Source organism: Hydrogenovibrio kuenenii DSM 12350, assembly GCF_000526715.1.
GTDB classification, from domain to species: domain Bacteria; phylum Pseudomonadota; class Gammaproteobacteria; order Thiomicrospirales; family Thiomicrospiraceae; genus Hydrogenovibrio; species Hydrogenovibrio kuenenii.
The window spans coordinates 1,383,213-1,401,833 of record NZ_JAGP01000001.1; the positions used below are offsets into that span (position 1 = coordinate 1,383,213).

Consider the following 18,621-nt stretch of genomic DNA (forward strand, 5'->3'; position numbering starts at 1 on the left):
TTTTTAATTTTCTGACTTTATTTATAGGAAAAAGTTATGTCTGAACAATTTGATCGAATTCATTCGCACATTGAAGCGATTGCTAATGCTATGCCCGACCCAATTTTTGTAATGGGGCAAGATGGCACTTACCTCGATGTTATTGGTGGAAGTGACCGATCGCTTTATGCAGACGCTCATCCTCTTATCGGTAAAAAATATCACGATGTTCTGCCAGAAAAAATGGCTGAACGTTTTCTCAAAGTGGTTAGAAAGTCGATTGCCAGCAATTACCTTCAAGAAATTGAATATCAACTGGCGGATGAGGAAGTTGACGGCATTGAGTCAGAACGTGCCTCAGAAGGTCAATGGTATGAAGCAAGAGTTTACCCACTAAACTCTGATGTATATGACCAACCCGCTGTTATCTGGCTTGCAATCAATATCACCAGCCGTAAACACATGGAAGAACAAATCGAACATTTATCTTCCAACGACCCTCTAACCAATCTATATAACCGCGATTACTTCCTTAACATTGTCGATGAAGAAGTCAATAAAGCACAATTAAACAACCGCCCTCTTTCCATGGCAAAAATCAACCTAGACTGTTTCAAGCGTATAACAGATGCTTTTGGACACGAAATGGGTGACAAAGCTATTTTAATGGCCTCTCACGCGATTAAAAACGTGGTTGGTGATCTTGGATATATTGGCCGCCTAAGCTGTGACCAATTTATGTTTGTATTACCTGATGTAAAATCAGTTGATGCTTTCCGCATCACCAAACTTGCACAAGAAACCATTTCTGCACAAAGAATCAAACTGGATGATGGCGAAACTACTTGTTTAACCAGTCATGCAGGTGTCACTGAGATGCGCGCGGAGACTGAAAACAGCCAAATCCTATTTAAACGTGTTAACAAAGCGATTAAAGCACTAGAAGGGACAAGGGAAATTACAAAAACCATGTAATTACACCTTTAATTACAGACAAAAAAGCCCCGTTTTGATTCTCACAAAACGGGGCTTTTTTATTTCAAGGTAAAAGGTAAGAGTTATTCTTTCAGAGTACCGTAAATTACCAAAGAGTGACTGGCCAGCTCATAACCTTTTTCTTTTGCAATTTCTTGAATACGTTCTTCAATGACCGGGTCAACAAATTCTTTTACTCTACCCGTCTTAATGCAAACTAAATGATCGTGGTTATCTCCAGTATCTAACTCAAACACTGAAATATTGTTTTCAAAATTTAAACGTCTAACAATGCCAGCCTGTTCAAACTGAGTCAATACGCGGTAAACCGTTGCTAAACCAACTTCTTCACCCTGCTCAATCAATATCTTATAAACGTCTTCAGCAGTTAAGTGGTGTTGTTCGCTTTGTGTTTCAAGAATTTCCAAAACCTTCAAGCGCGGAAGCGTAACTTTTAACCCAACTTTTTTTAACTCTGCACTACTCATAAGACTAATCTACCTTAATCATATTTAATTCACTCATTAAAGCGGTATAATAAACGAAATTCACTTTTAAGATAAACAAAGATGCGAATCATTTGCAAAAAAAACCTTTTTAAATCTGCCTTTCGTCAGCTCATACTAGTAAGTGCAATAGCTTCAGTGCTAAGTGGCTGCTCAGTATTTAAACCATACAAAGCGCCAATTACACAAGGTACGGTTATCAACCAAGAAGCCATGAACTTACTTCAGCCAGGCTTAACCATGGGGCAAGTTCAACAACTTCTAGGGCCACCACTTGGTCAGGATCCTTACAACCCAAGACATTGGGAATATGTTTTCTATACTACAGATAAAACATTTCAACCAGATGCTGTAAAACACCTTATCGTTAACTTTGATAGTGACGCTTATCTGGAAAACTGGAAGGTTGTTAAAAAGTCCGCCAAAAAAGGATAAAACTCCAGATTTAGCTCAAGAGCGAGTTTTTGACTCGCTTCTTTCCTCTTGCACTTTTTGTCTACGTCTATCTCTTGGGTCAGCCTTTAGTGGACGATAAACCTCTATCCTATCGCCATCTTTCAATACAGTTTCCATCGTCACAAGTTGTGCAAAAATGCCCACTTTATCAATTGATAGACTAGGAACTTCTTTTAGAAGCTTCGATTGTTGCAATGCTTGCTCTACGGTTGTACCCTCTTCGACCTCTTGAGCGAAAAGATACTGTTTTTCCGGTAACGCGTAAGCAACTTCTATTTTCATAATCTCTATCCGTAAATCTGTTTAGCACGTTCGCAAAAAGACTGCACCATCGTTGAAGCTATTTGTTCAAAAACCGCACCCAACGCTGCTTTTAACAATGGGTGACTTACTTCAAACGCCAATTCAAACGTAATTTTGCACGCACGCTCGTCTAATACTTTAAATACCCACTCACCTGCCAAATGGCTAAATGGGCCTTCAACCAATTGCATCTTAATACTTTCACCGGGTTTCAATGTATTCTGAGTCACAAATGTCTGTTTTAATCCAGCTTTAGCAATGGTCACGCTTGCTACCATCATCGTTTCATTCGACTCAATTACTTCAGAGCCACCGCACCAGGGTAAAAATTCTGGGTAGGCTGCCACATCATTGACGATATTGTAGACTTCTAGCGCTGAATAAGGGAGCAACGCAGAACGGATAATTTTTTTCATTGTTAAGGCACAAGATTCGCTATAATTCGCAGATTATGGCAAAAAAGAAGAAGCAAAACAATTCCAACTCCATTACCGTCAACAAAAAGGCGCGTTTTGAGTACTTTATCGAAGAAGAGCACGAAGCTGGCTTGGCACTGGAAGGTTGGGAAGTTAAAAGTCTGAGACAAGGCAAAGTCCAAATAAACGAAAGCTATATTCTACTAAAGAATAACGAAGCTTGGTTGTTTGGTGCGTTAATTACACCACTTATTACCGCCTCAACTCACACTACTCATGACCCACTGCGATTAAGAAAGCTATTAATGCATCGTCGTGAGATAGACCGCTTGATAGGATTAATTGACCAAAAAGGCTTTACGCTAATTCCATTAAACCTGCACTGGTCTAAAGGAAAGGTAAAAATTTCCATTGGGCTGGCTAAAGGTAAAAAACTTCACGACAAACGGGCAACCGAAAAAGAGCGTGATTGGAACAGAGAAAAACAACGCCTCTTGAAAGTTCATATTTAGTCCCTATATACCTTCTGAAAAGATAAACAACGCGCTATTGAGCGTAATGATATAATTAAGACCTTATTTTAAACACTTCTGCTACGAAGGACTAATACCCAGCCTGGCAGATTTTGACACCGTTTAATCATATAACCAAATTCGGGGATGCACTGGTTTCGACGGGGAGTACAAAGTTTAAAATGCATGCCGTGCCTGAATGATGCACGTAAATCTTAGTTCAATTTGTTATAGTTGCAAACGACGATAACTACGCTCTAGCGGCTTAATCCCGCTAGTGCAGCCTAGGCCAGTTGTTCGTGGCCCCTAGTGCTGTATCGACTTACACGGAACCGCTGTTGGTATGTGTTTGGATATTAACAGTTAAACTTTACAAACTCGCTTGACGTGATCCCTGCTGGTCGGGCAACGTTTAGGTTAAATTAGTAGACCAAATAAGCATGTAGATTTTTAGATGGAGGCTTTACGGACGGCGGTTCGACTCCGCCCATCTCCACCAACACCAAAGCGGCTAACGGTAATGACTGTTAGCCGCTTTTTTTATACCTTCCCAATAAATACAAATAAATATCGAACTTCAGCACTGGAAAAAACTGTCATATTTCTGGTGGTATATAAGGGTTAACCGCAAACTTATGATCAAACCTTCCAACTGTTTTCCTTCTCACAAATAAAATGCTTGGTGCAATAATTAGTGAAACCGCTGCAACCATAAATGCCCATTGGCTACCAAAATGTTCAGCTATTAAAGGAGCAGAAAAAGGCGCGATAACACCTGAAAACCAACGCACAAAATTATAGCCAGCTGAAGCTACATGTTTTTCTACACCTGAAACTTCTAATGCCATTTCTGTGTAAACCGTATTACAAATACCAATGAGGGCACCTGAAAGAATCACGGCAACAATAATGTCTGTTTTGCTTCCAAATGCAATTACCAACAACAGAACACTAAATACGGCCAAAACAGTAAACAAAATTTGCAGTCCACTAAAACGTATTTGTAATTTAGGAGCAATAATGACAGAAAACACCGCCAGCAAAAGACCCCAACCAAAAAAGATCATCCCTACTGAGTGGGCAGACATGTCCAACACAAAAGGTACAAATGCCAAAACGGTAAAAAAAGCATAGTTGTAGAAAAATGCGCTAGAAGCAGTTGTCAATAAACCCGCATGTCCTAATGCTCTTATCGGGTCTAGAACCGATGTTTTCTTTACTGGGATAGGTTGTTTGGGCAACCATAGCCAAATGGCGACAAATCCAATCGTCATCAAAATAGCTGTGCCAAAAAAAGGGTAACGCCAAGAATGAGCTCCTAAAAATGCGCCTAATAAAGGACCTGCAGAAATGCCAAGACCTAATGCGGATTCGTACATCAAAATAGCGGCAACGGTTCCACCGCGAGACGCGGCAACAATCACTGACAAAGCGGTAACCACAAACAATGCATTACCAAAGCCCCACCCCGCTCTAAAGCTAACCAACTCAGCAACACTAGAAGACAGCCCTGACAGCGCGGAAAAGACAATAATAAAAAATGCGCCCAGTAATAATGTCTTCCTGCCTCCTAAGCGGCTGGATATAAACCCTGTAAAAATCATCATGACCGAGGTAACAAAGAAGTAGCTGGTAAACAATAATGAAACTTGAGTAAGTGTTGCGCTTAATCCTTTAGAAATTGACGTGAGAATGGGATCAACTAAGCCGATAGACATGAAACCAACTACTGCGGCAAATGCAGTTGCCCAAACCGCTTTGGGTTGATCAAGAAAATTAGGAGTATGAAAAGCTTTTGAAGTTGAAGAATTTTGTGACATATCATTTTGCACTATAAATAACTGTATAATACAGATTATATATTTTTAGTGTGTATTCAACAATATTATTCCGAAAAGTTTTTGGTATATTTCATCTATAATCTCAACAACCAACAACTCAAAGGAACCGTTTTGACTCCTGATAAATATTTGTCTGCTGAAAAACTTGAAAAAGAAATGGCCCTTCTTATGCGCTTGCTTGAAGCGCTGAATAGGCGCCGTAACTATCCTTTGGAGCGCTCACATTATTTACTTTTGCTACAAGTTCAAACTGAGGCAAAAAAGATCAATGACCTTGCGAATACCTTAGCGTTGGATGGGACAACGGTTACACGCCAAGTAACCGCAATGCAACAAAGTGGCTTAGTCGTAAAAAAAGCCGATCTAACTGATCGTCGTATTACTTGGGTGTCTGCTACAGATAAAGGGATAAAGCTCGCAACAGAAATGCGCGAGATACGTATTCAACGAATTGATGAAATGCTTAAAGATTGGACAACAGAAGAAAAAGAGGCATTTTCCGGTATGTTAAACCGTTGCAACCAGTCTTTGTACAATCGTCTGGCTGAAATATAGTTCACCCCAGACTGGCAGATTTTAATGGTTTGGTTTAGATAATAAAAAAGCGGCAAATGCCGCTTTTTTGAGAAGATTGCTTAGAGTTACTTAAGCTTTTTGATACGTTCTTGTGGACTTACTACGTCTGTTAAACGAACACCAAACTTATCATTAATCACCACAACTTCACCATGAGCAATCAAAGTTCCGTTCACTAATAAATCCAACGGTTCACCAGCTAGGCGATCCATTTCAATAACAGAACCCTGCGTATAGGACAGCAAGTTACGAATAGATACTTTGGCACGACCGATTTCTAGTTGTAATGTTACAGGAATATCCAGTAAAACATCTAAATCAACTTTCTCTCCGCCTTCTCCACGCCCTTTCTCAAGCGCATCAAAAGAAGCTGCGTCAATATCACCTTGCGCACTTGCATCAACTTCTGCTTGCTCAGCTAAAGCACTTCCCCAAGGATCATCTTCAGCAGATGAGGTTTCACCAGTCGATGAACCTTCAGCGTCAGCTTGTTCTGATAGCGCATCACCCCATGCGCTCATATCATCTTCTTCACTCATCGTACCATTCCTTCATGTTTTCTATCATTTTCTCCGAATAAGCAGGGTGACGAAGAATTTCTTCCACTTTCACCGCTTTTTTATCATTGCTTTCACCCAGTTTTCCTTTTAGAAAAGCAATACCCTCGGCTTTAACAGCGACTCTTTCCGGCATTTCAATCGGAATGATGTCTCCTTTTTCCATCTTCATCAGATCATCCATGTTCATCTTCAGCTCAGCCAAACTAACCGAAATATCAATTTCGATGTTTTTCGCTTCTTCCTTAAGCGTACGAGACCAACGGTTATCTGATTCACCTTGCAGGTTAGACATCCCTTCTTCAAGTTTGTCTCTAACCGGCTCCAGCATGGCATAAGGCATGACAATATCGACACGACCTTCAACACCTTCAAAGCGAACATTAATCGGACTTACTACGATCATGTCTGTCGCTTCAACAATACTGGCAAACTTCGGATTCATTTCTGAGTGCATGTAATCGATTTCGATATCCATTACAGGCCCCCAGGCCTTACGCAAGTTTTCGGAAGAAATATCCAAGATACTTCTAACCATACTCATCTCAACAGGGGTATATTCACGCCCTTCGATCTTAAATGGTAAAAGCCCTGTACCACCAAAATAGATATCCACCGCGGTAAAAATCAATTTCGAATCGAGCGTGAACAGAGACACGCCGTTCAAAGGATTGATACGGTAAATGTTCAGACTGGTCGGTACAAAAAGGTTTCGAAGATAATCAATCATTTTGATGATTTTCACTTCACCAGCCGTCACCTCAACGCTCGACATAATCATCTCGTTAAAATGACGCTGAAACCCTCTCGCAAACCGTTCATTGATAATATCCAATGCCGGCAAACGACCACGAACAATTCTTTCTTGGTTGGTAAAGTCATAGACTTTGGCAGACGTCGCTTCGGAAGCATCATCATCTTCCGTATCAATGTCGCCACCGCCCATACCCCTTAATAGGGCATCGACTTCGTCTTGACTTAATATATCTTCCATTTCTTTAATCCAGTTCTATCTATTACTGCATTACAAAACGATCAAAATAAACTGCTTCTAGCAAATCGGGGAAAATATTATTTTTTCCTAAATCAGCTTTTGCGATCTTTAAAATTTTATCACCTAAAACCTGTTGACCATTATCTTGGTTCAACTCTGTATAGGTCTGAATTCTCAGCAGAGCAGTAATGTCATTTCGTAACATAGGACGATAATTTTCTAAATCTTTAACCAACTGCGGATAATGCGTCATAAACTTAATCGTCACGGCTAAGAATTTAGCTTGTCCTTGTCCTTTAAAATTCACTACGAAAGGCTGCATCGCGAAATATTGCGGTGGAGAACCTGGCTCTGGTGGATCATACTGTTTATATTTAGGATCGTAATTTCGTACAACTCCATCCTTAACTTCTTCAGTTTTGCCATTACCGTGCTCAGCAGAAGCATGCTGTTCTTCAGCTTGACTACCACCCTCATGATTTTTTGATGTCAAAAGAAAAAAGGTTAGTACACCTATACCAATAATCAGCAAGATCATTACCACTAACAAAATGATAATAATGCCTTTACCACTACTTTTCTTTTCAGCTGCGCCTTCATTTGCTTCTTCAGCCATAGTGCTTTCCCCTAAAAGTTAATATTTCAACCTAAATTAATGAGACGGTTGTACCTCTGATGCCACAGGCGGCGAAATAGGTCCCGGCATTGTAACCGGATCAGATCTCGAACCACCTGTTGTGTTCGTTGTTGGCGATTTGTCTAACTCTTTTGACAAGTCTTCAACTCCTGGCGCATCGCTCAAGCTTTTTAGCCTATCTTCCGCCTCTTTATTCAACACGACGATGCTAATTCGTCTATTCCGAGGATTATACGGGTTTTCCTTATCAAATGGCACCGTATCAGCCAAACCAACCACCTGAGCTATTTTCTTTGAATTTACGCCGCCTTTAATTAACAATCTTCTGGCAGCATTCGCTCTATCTGCAGATAATTCCCAGTTAGTATAATCTGCATTAGAATGATAGCCTGATGAATCCGTATGACCTGCTATGCTAATTCTATTAGTCGTTTTTGATAAAACTTGCCCAACTTCTTCTAACAGCTTTGCGGCATAACTCTTCGGTAAATCCACCCCGGTTTCAAACATAGGTTTTTTACGGTCATCCAATACCTGTATCTGCAGTCCATTTGGCGTAAGATCAATTTTAAGCTGATTTTTTAATTCTTTTAACGTTGGATTATTTTCAATCTTTTGATCAATTTGTTGTTTCAAATCCAACATTTGCGCTGTTTCAGCTTTCTTTTCAACAGCATCAATATTTTTACCATCATCCGTTGAATGCTGCGGCGAATCTTTAAACCCCCCCATATCAATCACAGAATTCGAGCTTCGACCAGCTTCTTTTGACTTCACCAATACATTAGGAGAAGCTTCAATAACACTCGGATCCCGGAAGTATTCGGCCATTGCCTTCATTTCTTCATCATTGACTCCGCTCAATACCCATAACATTAAAAAGAACGCCATAGTTGCGGTCATAAAGTCAGCAAACGCAACTTTCCATGCCCCACCATGAGCACAGTGAGGACATTTTGTGAGTCGTTTTATAATTATGGACTGTTCATCAGCCATATCCGGCATCCCAATTACTGTTATGACCTAAACAACCAGGCCACCACTATTTTAATGTTTGTAAAAATTCATCCACTTCTTGAAAATTCGGGCGCGATGATCCAGGGATAGCCTTACGACCAAATTCAATTGCGATTTGTGGTGCATAACCATTTAAGTTAGCCATCAAACAAGCTTTAATCGTCCCAAAAAAAGCTCCCTCTTCATTTGCTCTGTTAGCAATATCGGAAGAAATAGGTGCTACAACACCATAGGCGGCTAGAATACCCAAAAATGTTCCTACCAATGCTACAGACATATGGTGAGCGATTTCCAAAGGCCCTGCATCCAAATAACCCATTGTAATGATAATCCCCATAACAGCGGCGACAATACCGAAACCAGGCAAACCTTCAGCAACCTTGCCTACTGCCTCTGACGGAGCTAAAGCTTCATGATGATGAGTGTCTAACTCCAAAATCATCAAATCTTCCAGTTGATAAGGGTTACTTGCACCTGAAATCATCAATCTCAAGTAGTCACTAATAAAATCCACAACATGATGATTAGCCATGATCTTAGGCGCAGTTCCAAACAGTTCACTTGAATGTGGATCTTCTACATCGGCTTCTATTGCCATCAGACCTTCACGTCTTGCCTTGTTAAACAAACGGAACATCAACCCTAACAATTCCATATAAGTTTCTTTGCTGTAAGGAGATGATTTTGCTAAGCCTAACGCGCCAGAAAAACTCTTTTTGATCACCCAGCCTGGATTCGCGATAATAAAAGCACCGAAGGCTCCACCACATATAATCACTACTTCCAACGGTTGAATCAGAATATCAATACTTCCGTGAGGTAAGTATCCCCCTAGAAGACAACCGAAGACTACCAGTGTACCTACAATCGCTCTCATTTATCTAATATCCCGTTTAAACTCAAACCCAACAGCTAAATCTTCGAAACAGCTTCTTCTAAAGCTAACTGAACCGTTTTCAATTTGCCTAGCTGTTGGTTAATATCACCTAGAAGGTCATTCACATTCGTTGCTTGAGAACGTGTCAACTCAACCTTATCTTTACCATGACTCATCACTTCGACAGCATTTTGTGCACGCTGTTGTAATTCTTCAATAATGCCCTGAATTTCAGTGGTTGCTTGTTGTGTTTTTCCCGCCAAAAGACGCACCTCATCAGCAACGACGGCAAACCCTCGTCCATGTTCACCAGCACGCGCTGCTTCAATTGCGGCATTTAGTGCTAAAAGATTTGTTTGCTCTGCAATATCACGAATCAAAACCAACACAGTACCAATATTATTACTATCTTCTTCTAGCTTTATAATCACACTAGAAGCTTCATTAACTTCATCCGTTAAACCACCCACTTCAGTAATAACTTGTGAAGCTGACTCCATTCCAGTATGAGTTCCTTCACCCATTTTTAAAACGGCTTCTGAAAACGCACCTGATAATTCAACCAATTTGGCACCTATTTCAGGCTCTAAACAAGGTTTAGCTTCTAAATCCTGATTTTGTTGCTGACAAAATGCCAAAGTATCATTCAAAGATTCAATATTTGATTGTAGACTTGCAATTTCTGACTGAGCCTCATCTAATGCTGCATCCTTCTCGCTTACTTGAGATTGCAGCTTTAGCACCAAATCGTTTATTGAAGATAGCAACTTAGGGTCAGAAGATGTAGACGTTAACTGTGAAGAGTAATCATCCTCTGAAATGGCTTTATTAATATTGGCAACAAGTTCTGATTGATCACATACTCCAGCGCGTTTACACCAGAACAAATAAACCAGTGCGCCTGCAATTACTGCCGCAACAATAACAGCAATAACAATAATTCCTACTGTTGATTGCCCTAACATGTCAACACTTCCTGCATAAGCTGTTGTCGGTAAAGATGCTGCAACAAACAGACTAAAACAAATTTTCATTAAATCTTTCATGTTTAAATTCCTTAGTGATTGACTCTAGGCATAGTAATCAATCAAACTGTCCGTTTGCTTAACAACAATGGGCTGAACTTCTTGATCCGCTTGTTTTCCATCAAATGATTGACCAAGCGTACCGCCCTTTTCTTGGCCGTCTTTTTCATTATTTTGTTGTGGCGCGTCAAATTGATTATCTCTATTAACATCAATTGAACCTAAGTCCACCCCTGCCGAATCTAACATTTCTCTTAACTTAGGAACAGCTGCTTCCATCGTTTCCTTTGTCATATGATGATGAGCTGACATAGAAACATGAAGTTGCTGATTTTTATCCATATGTAACTTTATTTGAACAGGACCTAACTTTTCTGGGTTTAATGTAATTTTTGCTTCCTGAATTTTGTTAGAAGCCATATAAACGACACGTTGACCTAACGCCTGATTCCATTGTGGAGACCTTAATGAGTAGGCAATTCCTTGAAGTCCTGGTGGTAGTTGAGTTTTACTATCCAAACCTAAGTTACCTAACAACTTTGAAGTATCCGAGCTTGCAGTATCAGCCATAGACAAATCGTTAAACTTCTTAACTGCCGCTTGTTGAGCTGCTGCTTGCTGTGCTTGAATCATTTGATTCATAAGATGATTTTGCGAAAATGGATTATTTCCTTGTCCATTTTGAGAAAACCCTTGCTGCCCGCTGCTATTTGATTGCCCTGATTGTGACGATAACGTACTTGTATCAACTGCTGAGCTTGTTGTTGTCGAGCCAGCGGAAGAATTAGAAGTCGAATTAGAAGTACTATTCGCAACAGAACCATTGCCTGAAAACTGAGATGCCACATCTGATTGAGCCTTCGTTGTAGCAACGTTGTTGGCAACATTAGTAGCAGTATTTTGTCCATTTGCTAACAAACTATTATTACTATTAACAGAGTCATTATTTTGCTGTACATCTAATGCATTTTGATCAACAACTTCTTGTGCCGTCTGATCTGGAGAAGTTACATGTGTTTGTTTATCAGACTTCTGTCCAGCAAGTTTTGTATGAAAATCAACAGCACCTAGTTCTTGCGTACTTGTCATTTGACCTTGAGAAACTTGCTTTGAAGTGTCAATGACTTGATCTACTGTTTTAGAAGAAACAGGATTATTCGTACTTAGCACTTCATTAGCTGGTTTCAGCGTTTTTTCAGCATCTACACCAGGTATATTTGCTTTGCCCGCACTCAAATCAGAAGATACATGTACCTCTTCAGCACCACCTGTTTGCTCTGCAGTTCCAGCAATTGCATTCGTATTACTATTACTCGAAGAGGACGTTAACGGATTAGAATCTACAGAGTCTGTATTTAACACTTTATCCGAACTTGTTAGTGATTCAGAAGGTAGTGAGGATGTTGGCAGATTAGAATCTACAGAATCCGTATTTAACACTTTATCCGAACTTGATAAAGTTTCGGAAGGTAGTGATTCAGAAGGCAATGAAGACACTGTTTGACTCAAGCTGTCTACTGTTTGCAATGTTCCACTACTGGAAACAGAGGTATCCTGTGATACTGCAGCATCAGCTCCAGAAGACGTTGGTAAAAGCCCGTTTGAAAGTGTTGCACTATCCGGCAAGCTATTTGTATCAGAGGACACAGCATCCAATGACTCAGAAGCCGTTTCTTTAGTTACTTTTAACGGTAAATTCTTTATAGAAAGTTGAGGCATAACATCATTCAGAGCATTTTCGCTCTGTTTTTCAGATTTATTAACACCTGTAGAAGAAGCTTCAGTAGCACTAACATCCTGGCCTTCAGTGTTATTATCTTTTTTCACAGAGCTCGTGGTTGAATCACTAGGATTCACTTTACTAAACACACTTTTGCTATCAACCTTAATGTTCGAATCTTTACTGGAGGAGTGAGATGCTTGGTTTCCAGCCATTAATAAGGCAAATGCATTCGATCTCTTAGGCAAAGATTGCCGCTCAACGACCGCAGGTTGATTATCTTTCTCTTTTATGGCATTTAATAAACTGATTTGTCCACTCATAACATGCTCTTTGCTATTAGGTTTTTGATTTTATTCATGACAAAGCAACTAGCAAGCCAACTCTAAAAAAGGTTTTAGAAAACACTTAATCATCGGATTGATTGCTGAAAAAAAATTGTCTCCCACTAAGATCATCTAGCATTTTTTGTTCTACCTTATCCATCTTAGTGTTATGATTTTTTTGAATTTTCTCGTACAACTTCACTAAAGACTGCTCTCGTGATTTAAATTCTATCCAAGACTGTTCAGCTTCATTTGCAACATGATTTAAACGAACCACTTCCTCTGTTTGCTGATCTATTGCAACGTTAAGTTTATTCAAAAAAGCCTGCTTAGTATTCAGTTGTTGTAGAGTTGTTGATTCTTTACTGCTAAGTTGCTGAATATAGTCGGATTGATAAGACTGAAGAGAATCTATTTGTTCTTGATGCATCGAAATCTGTTGCTGAATACTTCTAAGTAACATTGAAGCTTTTTCAAGGTCATCTTGTGCTAATTCAACCAATTTTTTCATTCTTTCAAGACGTTTCAGCATTGGATATCACTTTAATTCACAACGGCTTTCAAAGATTCAACACTTTGCTCGATGTTAAATTTTTCATAAATATCTTGAGAGAGAAAGTGATTGAAACTCGGTTGCTTAGCAATAGCCAAATCAATTTCGCTATCACTGCCCTGACGATAAGCACCAACGTTAATTAAATCAATATTCTTTTGATAGTTTGAATAGATTTGTTTAAAACGTCTGGCCATGCTAATTTGCTCTTTAGGTACTATATCAATCATCAAGCGACTAATAGAAGACTCTATATCTATAGCAGGATAACGTCCCGCATCAGCAATATCTCGTGAGAGCAAGATATGACCATCTAAAACCCCTCTCGCAGAATCTACAACAGGATCAGTATGATCATCTCCTTCTGCTAAAACAGTATAGATTGCAGTGATCGACCCTCCATTTGCCAAACCATTACCTGCTCTTTCAACCAATTGAGGCAACTTTGCAAATACTGAAGGTGGGTATCCTTTACTTGCTGGAGGCTCACCTACAGCAAGCGCTATTTCACGTTGGGCTTGAGCAAAACGGGTTAAAGAATCCATTAATAGCAAAACTTTTTTCCCTTGATCTCGAAAGTATTCTGCAATAGCTGTTGCCAGCATAGCGCCATGCATACGCATTAAAGGAGAGACATCCGCTGGTGTGGCAATCACTACCGATCTTTGCAGCCCTTCATCCCCTAAATTATTACGAACAAAATCATTCACTTCTCTTCCACGCTCACCAATCAGCCCAACAACAACAATATCGGCTTCGGTAAAACGCGTTACCATTCCCAGTAACACACTTTTCCCTACACCTGTACCAGCCATCAAACCGATACGCTGACCTTCACCCAAAGTTAGTAAAGCATTTATCGCCTTTATGCCAACATCTAAAGGTCGGTCAATTTGACTGCGATCCAGTGGATTTATTTTTTTACCTTGTAAGGGGACTTTGTGCTCGCATACCACGGGGGCTTTTCCATCTAGAGGTTTTCCTGTTCCATCTAAAACCCTACCTAGCATCGATTCACTCACCCCAACCTGAATTCCTCCAGGCACAGGTGTTACCTTGGCTCCGGGTTCTAGCCCTTGCACATCACCTATAGGCATTAAAAATAATCTATCTCCATTAAAGCCAACAACTTCAGCTTCTACAGAACCGTGTAACAACGAATGTATCTGACACCTTGAACCAATGGATGCATAAGTACCTTCCACTTCTAACGTCATGCCGACGCTTCGAGTAAGACGACCTTCTATTGTTAACGGAGGTATCTCTGGAATTTTTTTAATTAATTCAGAAGTTTTATGAGATAAATATTGATTAAAGAGTTGTTTCAGCATAACACCTTACCTTTTAAAGATTTTAGGTTGGAGACGTTTCTGCTGCATCTTGATCAGGAGAAATAGCGCTTGTTTCGGTATCGGTTTGTAGTTCTTGAGACTTATCAGCATTGTCACCTGAAGAGGGTTCAGATAACTTCTCAGCGACGGCATAAGTCTGCTCAACAATTGTCGTCAATTGTTCACGCCAATCATTTACCAATGTCGATGCATTTTGTTTAACTTTACAGCTGCCAGGCAGAATTCTATCATCAGCAACCAACACCCAATTTGTTCGTTTTTCTGTTGCGTAGGCATCAACAACTTCTTTATCTAATGGGTTAAGATGAACCTCTATAGGTTCAACCTCATTAGGCAGTCTTTCCACAGATTTCTTCACTGCCTCTAAAACCCATGTTTTATGTAAATCTAATTCTTTTTCAACAACTTTTTGTGCTATTTCGATAGATAAGGATGCTAACTGCACAAATACTTGCTCTGATATGCGCTGGTAAGGTGTAACCATGAACTCTGCGAGTTCTTGTAAAGATTTTACTTGAGGTGCTAAACGCTCATCGGCCTCTTTTTGTGCGCTACTTTTACCCTCAAGACGACCAGCTTTAACACCCTGTTGAAAGCCTTCGTCATATCCTTTTTTTTGAGCCTCTTCAAATGCTTGTCTTTTGATAAGCGTTGTTTGTTCTCTTATTTGGGGCTCAACTTCTTTTCGAAGCGTTTCAATCACATCGTCACGAATTTTCTGTTCTTTTTGATGTGCTTGTTTTTCTAAATTAACATACTGCCACGCTTTAATATCAGGTTCCCGAAACTCATCCGAGCTGATAACTGTTGCTTGAGGAAGATCTTCTTGTTCATCAATGCTTGATGAAACATCTCCATTTTCAGTCTCGCCTGACATAAATTACACAAACTCCTCACCACCGCCAGGCATAACAATCTTATCTTCATCTGCAAGACGTCTGACCGTTTGAATAATAGATCTTTGCGCATCTTCCACATCGCTGAGTTTGACTGGGCCACTCATCTCTAATTCTTCTCTGAGCATCTCTGCTTGTCGTTTAGACATATTACCTAAGAATAGATCGATCATATCCTGATCAGCTCCCTTCAGAGCGACTTTCAGCACATCATTTGGAACTTCTGCCAAGATAGTCTGAACACCACGGGGTTCAATACCACTGATATCTTCAAAGACAAACATTTTATCTTGAATCGCCTTACTAACATCTTCATGTTCAACAGCAATATCATCCAATACACGAGAATCAACACCGCCACCAACAAAGTTAAGGATTTCGGCAGCTTTTTTCTCACCACCAATTGTGGCTAATTTGCCACCTTCACCATCACTTGAAGCGTTTTGAATAACATCATTCAAATCAAATAACGCTCTCGGCTGAATTGTTGTCAATGTTGCAATACGATAAACGATTTCAGATTGAAAGCGCTCAGGAAGCCCTCTCAAAATTTCCGCTGATAAATCCGGTTCAAAGTAAGACAAAACAATGGCTGTAACCTGAGGATGCTCATTACGAAGCATATTCGAAATAGTTGAAGGGTGCATCCATTTCAAAGCTTCTAGACCCTTAATCTGATCGCCCAACATGGCGGCATCCATCAAACCACCACCACCTTCACCGAGAGCATCAACCATAAGCGATTGCGCATATTCAGTTGGGTTCACACCAAGTGCATCTTCACCCAACTCAGACATGAAGTCATGCATAACATAATGAATGTCACTATGAGAAACATCAGAAACTCCAGTCATTGCCGTACCAATTTGCTGAACTTCTCTAGGGTTCAAATGGGCCAATACTTTTGATGCTGTATCCTTGCCAAGCGCCAACAAAAGAATAGAGGCCTTCTCTAAACCTGTTAATTCTTTTTCTTCGACCTCTTCAATATTTGATTTAGCCATGACTATTTACCTTTCTCACTCGGTCTCATCCATTGCTTAATAATATGAGAAGCGACTTTTGGGTTAGCTGCAACAATAGCTTTAACCTTTTCAATAATTTCTTTTTCTTCTTGCGATTCTTCTTGAACTTCTTCCGCAGTCGCTTTGACTTCTTCATTCATTTGTTCAAGTGCTTTTGAAATTTCATCTGCATTTTCAAGCTCTTCATCTTCTAGAGCCACATCCTCAAGATAGTCAGAATAAACTTCTTCTTGCTTAGACAAATCTCTTAACATTGGGCGAATCACACCAAAGATAATAATGAGTACAGCCAAGCCAGCAAGCACTTGTTTAACCAAGTTCCAGAACCAAGATTGTTCCCATATCTTCGGTACTTCATAAGGCTGTTGAACTTCAGGTGCAAATGAAGCATTAACAATACTTAAAGTGTCTCCACGTGTTTCATCCAAACCTACTGCATCACTAACCAACTGACGATAACGCTTCAATTCATCTTCTGTGAGAGGTTTTTTACTGGTTTTTCCATCTGCACCAATATCTGTTTTGTCATCAATAACAACAGCAACAGACAATCTTTGTATAGAACCAACTGCATTTTTAATATGAGAAACAGTTCGATCTAATTCATAATTTTTTGTACTTTTTTCTTTTGAACTTTGTACATTACCTGCAGCTCCTGATTTCTTATAACCTGTCTCAGGTGCAACACCCGCTCTTGGCGGTTGATTGGTTAATGCACCTGGAATACCGCCGGGACTAGGTTTATTGTTAATTTCTTTAACTTCTTGCTCAGAACGGATGGCTTCTGGATCGGGTTGATAGTTTTCTCTGGTCTGTTCTTGTTGGGTAAAGTCCATCTCAGCAGTTACTTGAGCACGCACTTTGTGATTTCCACCCACAATTGGTGATAACAACTGAATTATTCGACGTGACAAGGTATCTTCAATCTGACGAGTATAAGCTAGCTGCTTGAGACTGCTACTCATACCACCAATCTGCTGGTCACTCGTCAACAAATTACCTTGTTGATCCACAACCGTTACATTTTTGGGTTGTAAGTTAGGAACACTGGATGACACTAAATAAACAATTGCATTCACTTGTTCATCATTTAGCCCTCTTCCAGGATAAAGCGATACAACAACAGAAGCTGTCGCTTCACGCTGCTTTCTGACAAATACAGAACGTTTCGGCAAACCAAGCATGACTCTCGCTGTTTTAACCGAGTTAATACTTTCAACAGACTTTGCTAACTCGCCTTCCAAGGCTCGATGATATTGTGTGGTTTCTTTAAACTGGGAAATTCCATAGCCCTGTTCTTGATCCAAAATTTGATAACCTGTTGGCGCTTGTTTTGGATAGCCTTGTGCGGCGAGCTTCAAACGGAGAGAATGGACAACATCATCTGGTACAAGAATCGCACCAGAACCTTCATCTAATTTGTAGGGAACTTTTTGCTGATCTAAGGTTTGGACAACTTCAGTTAAATCCTTAGCATCCATACTGCCAAACAGTAACGTATAGTTTTTTTCTTGAGACCATAAAACAATACCGACCGCTAAAGAAACAGCCGCTGCTAACGCGATGACTAAACTCACCTGTTTAGCCACGGACAAAGAAGTGAGGTTTTTAACTAGGGTCGATGCTGCTGACGGCTTAACCGTATTCAAATTTGAATCCATTGCAGATTGTTCAGCCATCGACTACAGAATCCTTGTATTAAATTGGCATATTCTTAATGTCTTTATAAGCTTCCACAAGTTTGTTTCGAACTTGTGTCATTGCTTGAAAAGACAAACTAGCCTTCTGAGCTTGAATCATTACTTCTGTTAAATCAACTTTATCGCCACGCTCAAAAGCATTCTTTAATTCGGAAGATTTATTTTGCTGTTCAGCTACAGCATTAACTGATTGAGATAAAAGGTCGGCAAAATTTTCCGCACCTTTGGCACCCGATGTTTGCTCAACTGGCGGAGCAGACTTTGATGCAGCTTCAGCAGAAAGTGCTCTCATTTGCATCATCAGACTTTGTGTATCAATTGTTTGGCTCATTCTTCAACCGCTCCTGCACTTACAACCTGTTTAAGTAGTCATTCTAT

At 40.0% G+C, this 18,621-nt stretch carries 21 protein-coding genes and 1 other RNA gene; 5 read left to right on the forward strand and 17 right to left on the reverse strand.

Features of this window, described 5'->3' with window-relative positions; genetic code table 11:
• Positions 1-36 precede the first annotated feature (36 nt).
• On the forward strand, positions 37-954 hold the full coding sequence (locus N745_RS0106620) for a sensor domain-containing diguanylate cyclase (RefSeq protein ID WP_024851341.1): 918 nt from the start codon (positions 37-39) through the stop codon (positions 952-954).
• Between the two features lie 83 nt (positions 955-1,037).
• Here N745_RS0106620 and fur read toward each other — a convergent pair whose 3' ends face one another.
• Entirely contained in the window at positions 1,038-1,442 is a 405-nt protein-coding gene (gene fur, locus N745_RS0106625; protein ID WP_024851342.1) for a ferric iron uptake transcriptional regulator, read from the reverse strand.
• Positions 1,443-1,523: 81 nt separating this feature from the next.
• On the opposite strand from fur, the gene N745_RS0106630 reads away from it, so the two are divergent.
• On the forward strand, positions 1,524-1,895 hold the full coding sequence (locus tag N745_RS0106630; protein ID WP_024851343.1) for an outer membrane protein assembly factor BamE: 372 nt from the start codon (positions 1,524-1,526) through the stop codon (positions 1,893-1,895).
• A 15-nt stretch (positions 1,896-1,910) separates the two neighbouring features.
• Here the strand turns inward: N745_RS0106630 and N745_RS0106635 are convergent, their stop codons facing one another.
• Both N745_RS0106635 and N745_RS0106640 read right to left on the reverse strand, forming a co-directional pair.
• Positions 1,911-2,198, reverse strand: coding sequence for an RnfH family protein (locus tag N745_RS0106635; RefSeq protein ID WP_038070660.1), 288 nt, complete (start codon positions 2,196-2,198; stop codon positions 1,911-1,913).
• A gap of 5 nt (positions 2,199-2,203) precedes the next feature.
• Positions 2,204-2,635, reverse strand: coding sequence for a type II toxin-antitoxin system RatA family toxin (locus tag N745_RS0106640; protein ID WP_024851345.1), 432 nt, complete (start codon positions 2,633-2,635; stop codon positions 2,204-2,206).
• Positions 2,636-2,670: 35 nt separating this feature from the next.
• Here N745_RS0106640 and smpB point away from each other — a divergent pair, with 35 nt between their 5' ends.
• Together smpB and ssrA are read left to right on the forward strand one after the other, a co-directional pair.
• Positions 2,671-3,147 (forward strand): SsrA-binding protein SmpB, encoded by a 477-nt coding sequence (smpB, locus tag N745_RS0106645; RefSeq protein ID WP_024851346.1) that lies wholly within the window; start codon positions 2,671-2,673, stop codon positions 3,145-3,147.
• 143 nt (positions 3,148-3,290) lie between these two features.
• Positions 3,291-3,646: a transfer-messenger RNA gene (gene ssrA / locus N745_RS12505) on the forward strand.
• Between the two features lie 97 nt (positions 3,647-3,743).
• On the opposite strand, the gene N745_RS11805 is transcribed toward ssrA, so the two are convergent.
• Positions 3,744-4,967: an MFS transporter gene (locus N745_RS11805; RefSeq protein WP_084657325.1), complete on the reverse strand. Its 1,224-nt coding sequence runs from the start codon at positions 4,965-4,967 to the stop codon at positions 3,744-3,746.
• 132 nt (positions 4,968-5,099) lie between these two features.
• Between N745_RS11805 and N745_RS0106655 the strand changes: the two genes are divergently transcribed.
• Entirely contained in the window at positions 5,100-5,543 is a 444-nt protein-coding gene (locus N745_RS0106655) for a MarR family winged helix-turn-helix transcriptional regulator (RefSeq protein ID WP_038070661.1), read from the forward strand.
• Between the two features lie 86 nt (positions 5,544-5,629).
• Here the strand turns inward: N745_RS0106655 and fliN are convergent, their stop codons facing one another.
• The 13 genes from fliN to fliE form a co-directional block, all read right to left on the reverse strand.
• Complete coding sequence (fliN, locus tag N745_RS0106660) at positions 5,630-6,103, reverse strand: flagellar motor switch protein FliN (protein WP_024851348.1); 474 nt, start codon at positions 6,101-6,103, stop codon at positions 5,630-5,632.
• Complete coding sequence (fliM, locus tag N745_RS0106665) at positions 6,096-7,115, reverse strand: flagellar motor switch protein FliM (RefSeq protein WP_038070662.1); 1,020 nt, start codon at positions 7,113-7,115, stop codon at positions 6,096-6,098. The genes fliN and fliM overlap by 8 nt, the downstream gene beginning before the upstream one ends.
• 22 nt (positions 7,116-7,137) lie before the next feature.
• Positions 7,138-7,731: a flagellar basal body-associated FliL family protein gene (locus tag N745_RS0106670; protein WP_024851350.1), complete on the reverse strand. Its 594-nt coding sequence runs from the start codon at positions 7,729-7,731 to the stop codon at positions 7,138-7,140.
• 36 nt (positions 7,732-7,767) lie between these two features.
• On the reverse strand, positions 7,768-8,748 hold the full coding sequence (gene motB, locus N745_RS0106675; RefSeq protein ID WP_024851351.1) for a flagellar motor protein MotB: 981 nt from the start codon (positions 8,746-8,748) through the stop codon (positions 7,768-7,770).
• Positions 8,749-8,794: 46 nt separating this feature from the next.
• A complete protein-coding gene (motA, locus tag N745_RS0106680; RefSeq protein WP_024851352.1) occupies positions 8,795-9,646 on the reverse strand; it encodes a flagellar motor stator protein MotA in 852 nt (283 codons plus the stop codon).
• A gap of 35 nt (positions 9,647-9,681) precedes the next feature.
• Positions 9,682-10,692, reverse strand: a complete 1,011-nt coding sequence (locus N745_RS12790; protein ID WP_024851353.1) for a methyl-accepting chemotaxis protein — start codon at positions 10,690-10,692, stop codon at positions 9,682-9,684.
• Between the two features lie 24 nt (positions 10,693-10,716).
• The gene (locus N745_RS0106690; protein ID WP_024851354.1) at positions 10,717-12,714 is read right to left on the reverse strand and encodes a flagellar hook-length control protein FliK; all 1,998 of its coding nucleotides are present in this window, start codon (positions 12,712-12,714) and stop codon (positions 10,717-10,719) included.
• 85 nt (positions 12,715-12,799) lie between these two features.
• A complete protein-coding gene (gene fliJ, locus N745_RS0106695; RefSeq protein ID WP_024851355.1) occupies positions 12,800-13,249 on the reverse strand; it encodes a flagellar export protein FliJ in 450 nt (149 codons plus the stop codon).
• Positions 13,250-13,260: 11 nt separating this feature from the next.
• Positions 13,261-14,601 carry a flagellar protein export ATPase FliI gene (gene fliI / locus N745_RS0106700; RefSeq protein WP_024851356.1) on the reverse strand — a complete coding sequence of 447 codons (1,341 nt, stop codon included), beginning with the start codon at positions 14,599-14,601 and terminating at the stop codon, positions 13,261-13,263.
• Positions 14,602-14,623: 22 nt separating this feature from the next.
• Entirely contained in the window at positions 14,624-15,499 is an 876-nt protein-coding gene (locus tag N745_RS0106705; protein WP_024851357.1) for a FliH/SctL family protein, read from the reverse strand.
• Between the two features lie 3 nt (positions 15,500-15,502).
• Positions 15,503-16,522 carry a flagellar motor switch protein FliG gene (gene fliG / locus N745_RS0106710; RefSeq protein ID WP_024851358.1) on the reverse strand — a complete coding sequence of 340 codons (1,020 nt, stop codon included), beginning with the start codon at positions 16,520-16,522 and terminating at the stop codon, positions 15,503-15,505.
• 2 nt (positions 16,523-16,524) lie between these two features.
• Positions 16,525-18,222: a flagellar basal-body MS-ring/collar protein FliF gene (fliF, locus tag N745_RS0106715; RefSeq protein WP_024851359.1), complete on the reverse strand. Its 1,698-nt coding sequence runs from the start codon at positions 18,220-18,222 to the stop codon at positions 16,525-16,527.
• Positions 18,223-18,241: 19 nt separating this feature from the next.
• Positions 18,242-18,574, reverse strand: coding sequence for a flagellar hook-basal body complex protein FliE (fliE, locus tag N745_RS0106720; RefSeq protein WP_024851360.1), 333 nt, complete (start codon positions 18,572-18,574; stop codon positions 18,242-18,244).
• Positions 18,575-18,621 lie beyond the last annotated feature (47 nt).

What these genes read in the sequence shown, in the direction of transcription:
- fliJ (WP_024851355.1), bottom strand. Translation starts at nt 13,249, where the DNA reads ATGCTGAAACGTCTTGAAAGAATGAAAAAATTGGTTGAATTAGCACAA.
- N745_RS11805 (WP_084657325.1), bottom strand. Translation starts at nt 4,967, where the DNA reads ATGTCACAAAATTCTTCAACTTCAAAAGCTTTTCATACTCCTAATTTT.
- fliI (WP_024851356.1), bottom strand. Translation starts at nt 14,601, where the DNA reads ATGCTGAAACAACTCTTTAATCAATATTTATCTCATAAAACTTCTGAA.
- motA (WP_024851352.1), bottom strand. Translation starts at nt 9,646, where the DNA reads ATGAGAGCGATTGTAGGTACACTGGTAGTCTTCGGTTGTCTTCTAGGG.
- motB (WP_024851351.1), bottom strand. Translation starts at nt 8,748, where the DNA reads ATGGCTGATGAACAGTCCATAATTATAAAACGACTCACAAAATGTCCT.
- N745_RS0106630 (WP_024851343.1), top strand. Translation starts at nt 1,524, where the DNA reads ATGCGAATCATTTGCAAAAAAAACCTTTTTAAATCTGCCTTTCGTCAG.
- fur (WP_024851342.1), bottom strand. Translation starts at nt 1,442, where the DNA reads ATGAGTAGTGCAGAGTTAAAAAAAGTTGGGTTAAAAGTTACGCTTCCG.
- N745_RS12790 (WP_024851353.1), bottom strand. Translation starts at nt 10,692, where the DNA reads ATGAAAGATTTAATGAAAATTTGTTTTAGTCTGTTTGTTGCAGCATCT.
- fliE (WP_024851360.1), bottom strand. Translation starts at nt 18,574, where the DNA reads ATGAGCCAAACAATTGATACACAAAGTCTGATGATGCAAATGAGAGCA.
- N745_RS0106690 (WP_024851354.1), bottom strand. Translation starts at nt 12,714, where the DNA reads ATGAGTGGACAAATCAGTTTATTAAATGCCATAAAAGAGAAAGATAAT.
- fliN (WP_024851348.1), bottom strand. Translation starts at nt 6,103, where the DNA reads ATGAGTGAAGAAGATGATATGAGCGCATGGGGTGATGCGCTATCAGAA.
- N745_RS0106670 (WP_024851350.1), bottom strand. Translation starts at nt 7,731, where the DNA reads ATGGCTGAAGAAGCAAATGAAGGCGCAGCTGAAAAGAAAAGTAGTGGT.
- N745_RS0106635 (WP_038070660.1), bottom strand. Translation starts at nt 2,198, where the DNA reads ATGAAAATAGAAGTTGCTTACGCGTTACCGGAAAAACAGTATCTTTTC.
- N745_RS0106640 (WP_024851345.1), bottom strand. Translation starts at nt 2,635, where the DNA reads ATGAAAAAAATTATCCGTTCTGCGTTGCTCCCTTATTCAGCGCTAGAA.
- smpB (WP_024851346.1), top strand. Translation starts at nt 2,671, where the DNA reads ATGGCAAAAAAGAAGAAGCAAAACAATTCCAACTCCATTACCGTCAAC.
- N745_RS0106620 (WP_024851341.1), top strand. Translation starts at nt 37, where the DNA reads ATGTCTGAACAATTTGATCGAATTCATTCGCACATTGAAGCGATTGCT.
- N745_RS0106705 (WP_024851357.1), bottom strand. Translation starts at nt 15,499, where the DNA reads ATGTCAGGCGAGACTGAAAATGGAGATGTTTCATCAAGCATTGATGAA.
- fliF (WP_024851359.1), bottom strand. Translation starts at nt 18,222, where the DNA reads ATGGCTGAACAATCTGCAATGGATTCAAATTTGAATACGGTTAAGCCG.
- fliM (WP_038070662.1), bottom strand. Translation starts at nt 7,115, where the DNA reads ATGGAAGATATATTAAGTCAAGACGAAGTCGATGCCCTATTAAGGGGT.
- fliG (WP_024851358.1), bottom strand. Translation starts at nt 16,522, where the DNA reads ATGGCTAAATCAAATATTGAAGAGGTCGAAGAAAAAGAATTAACAGGT.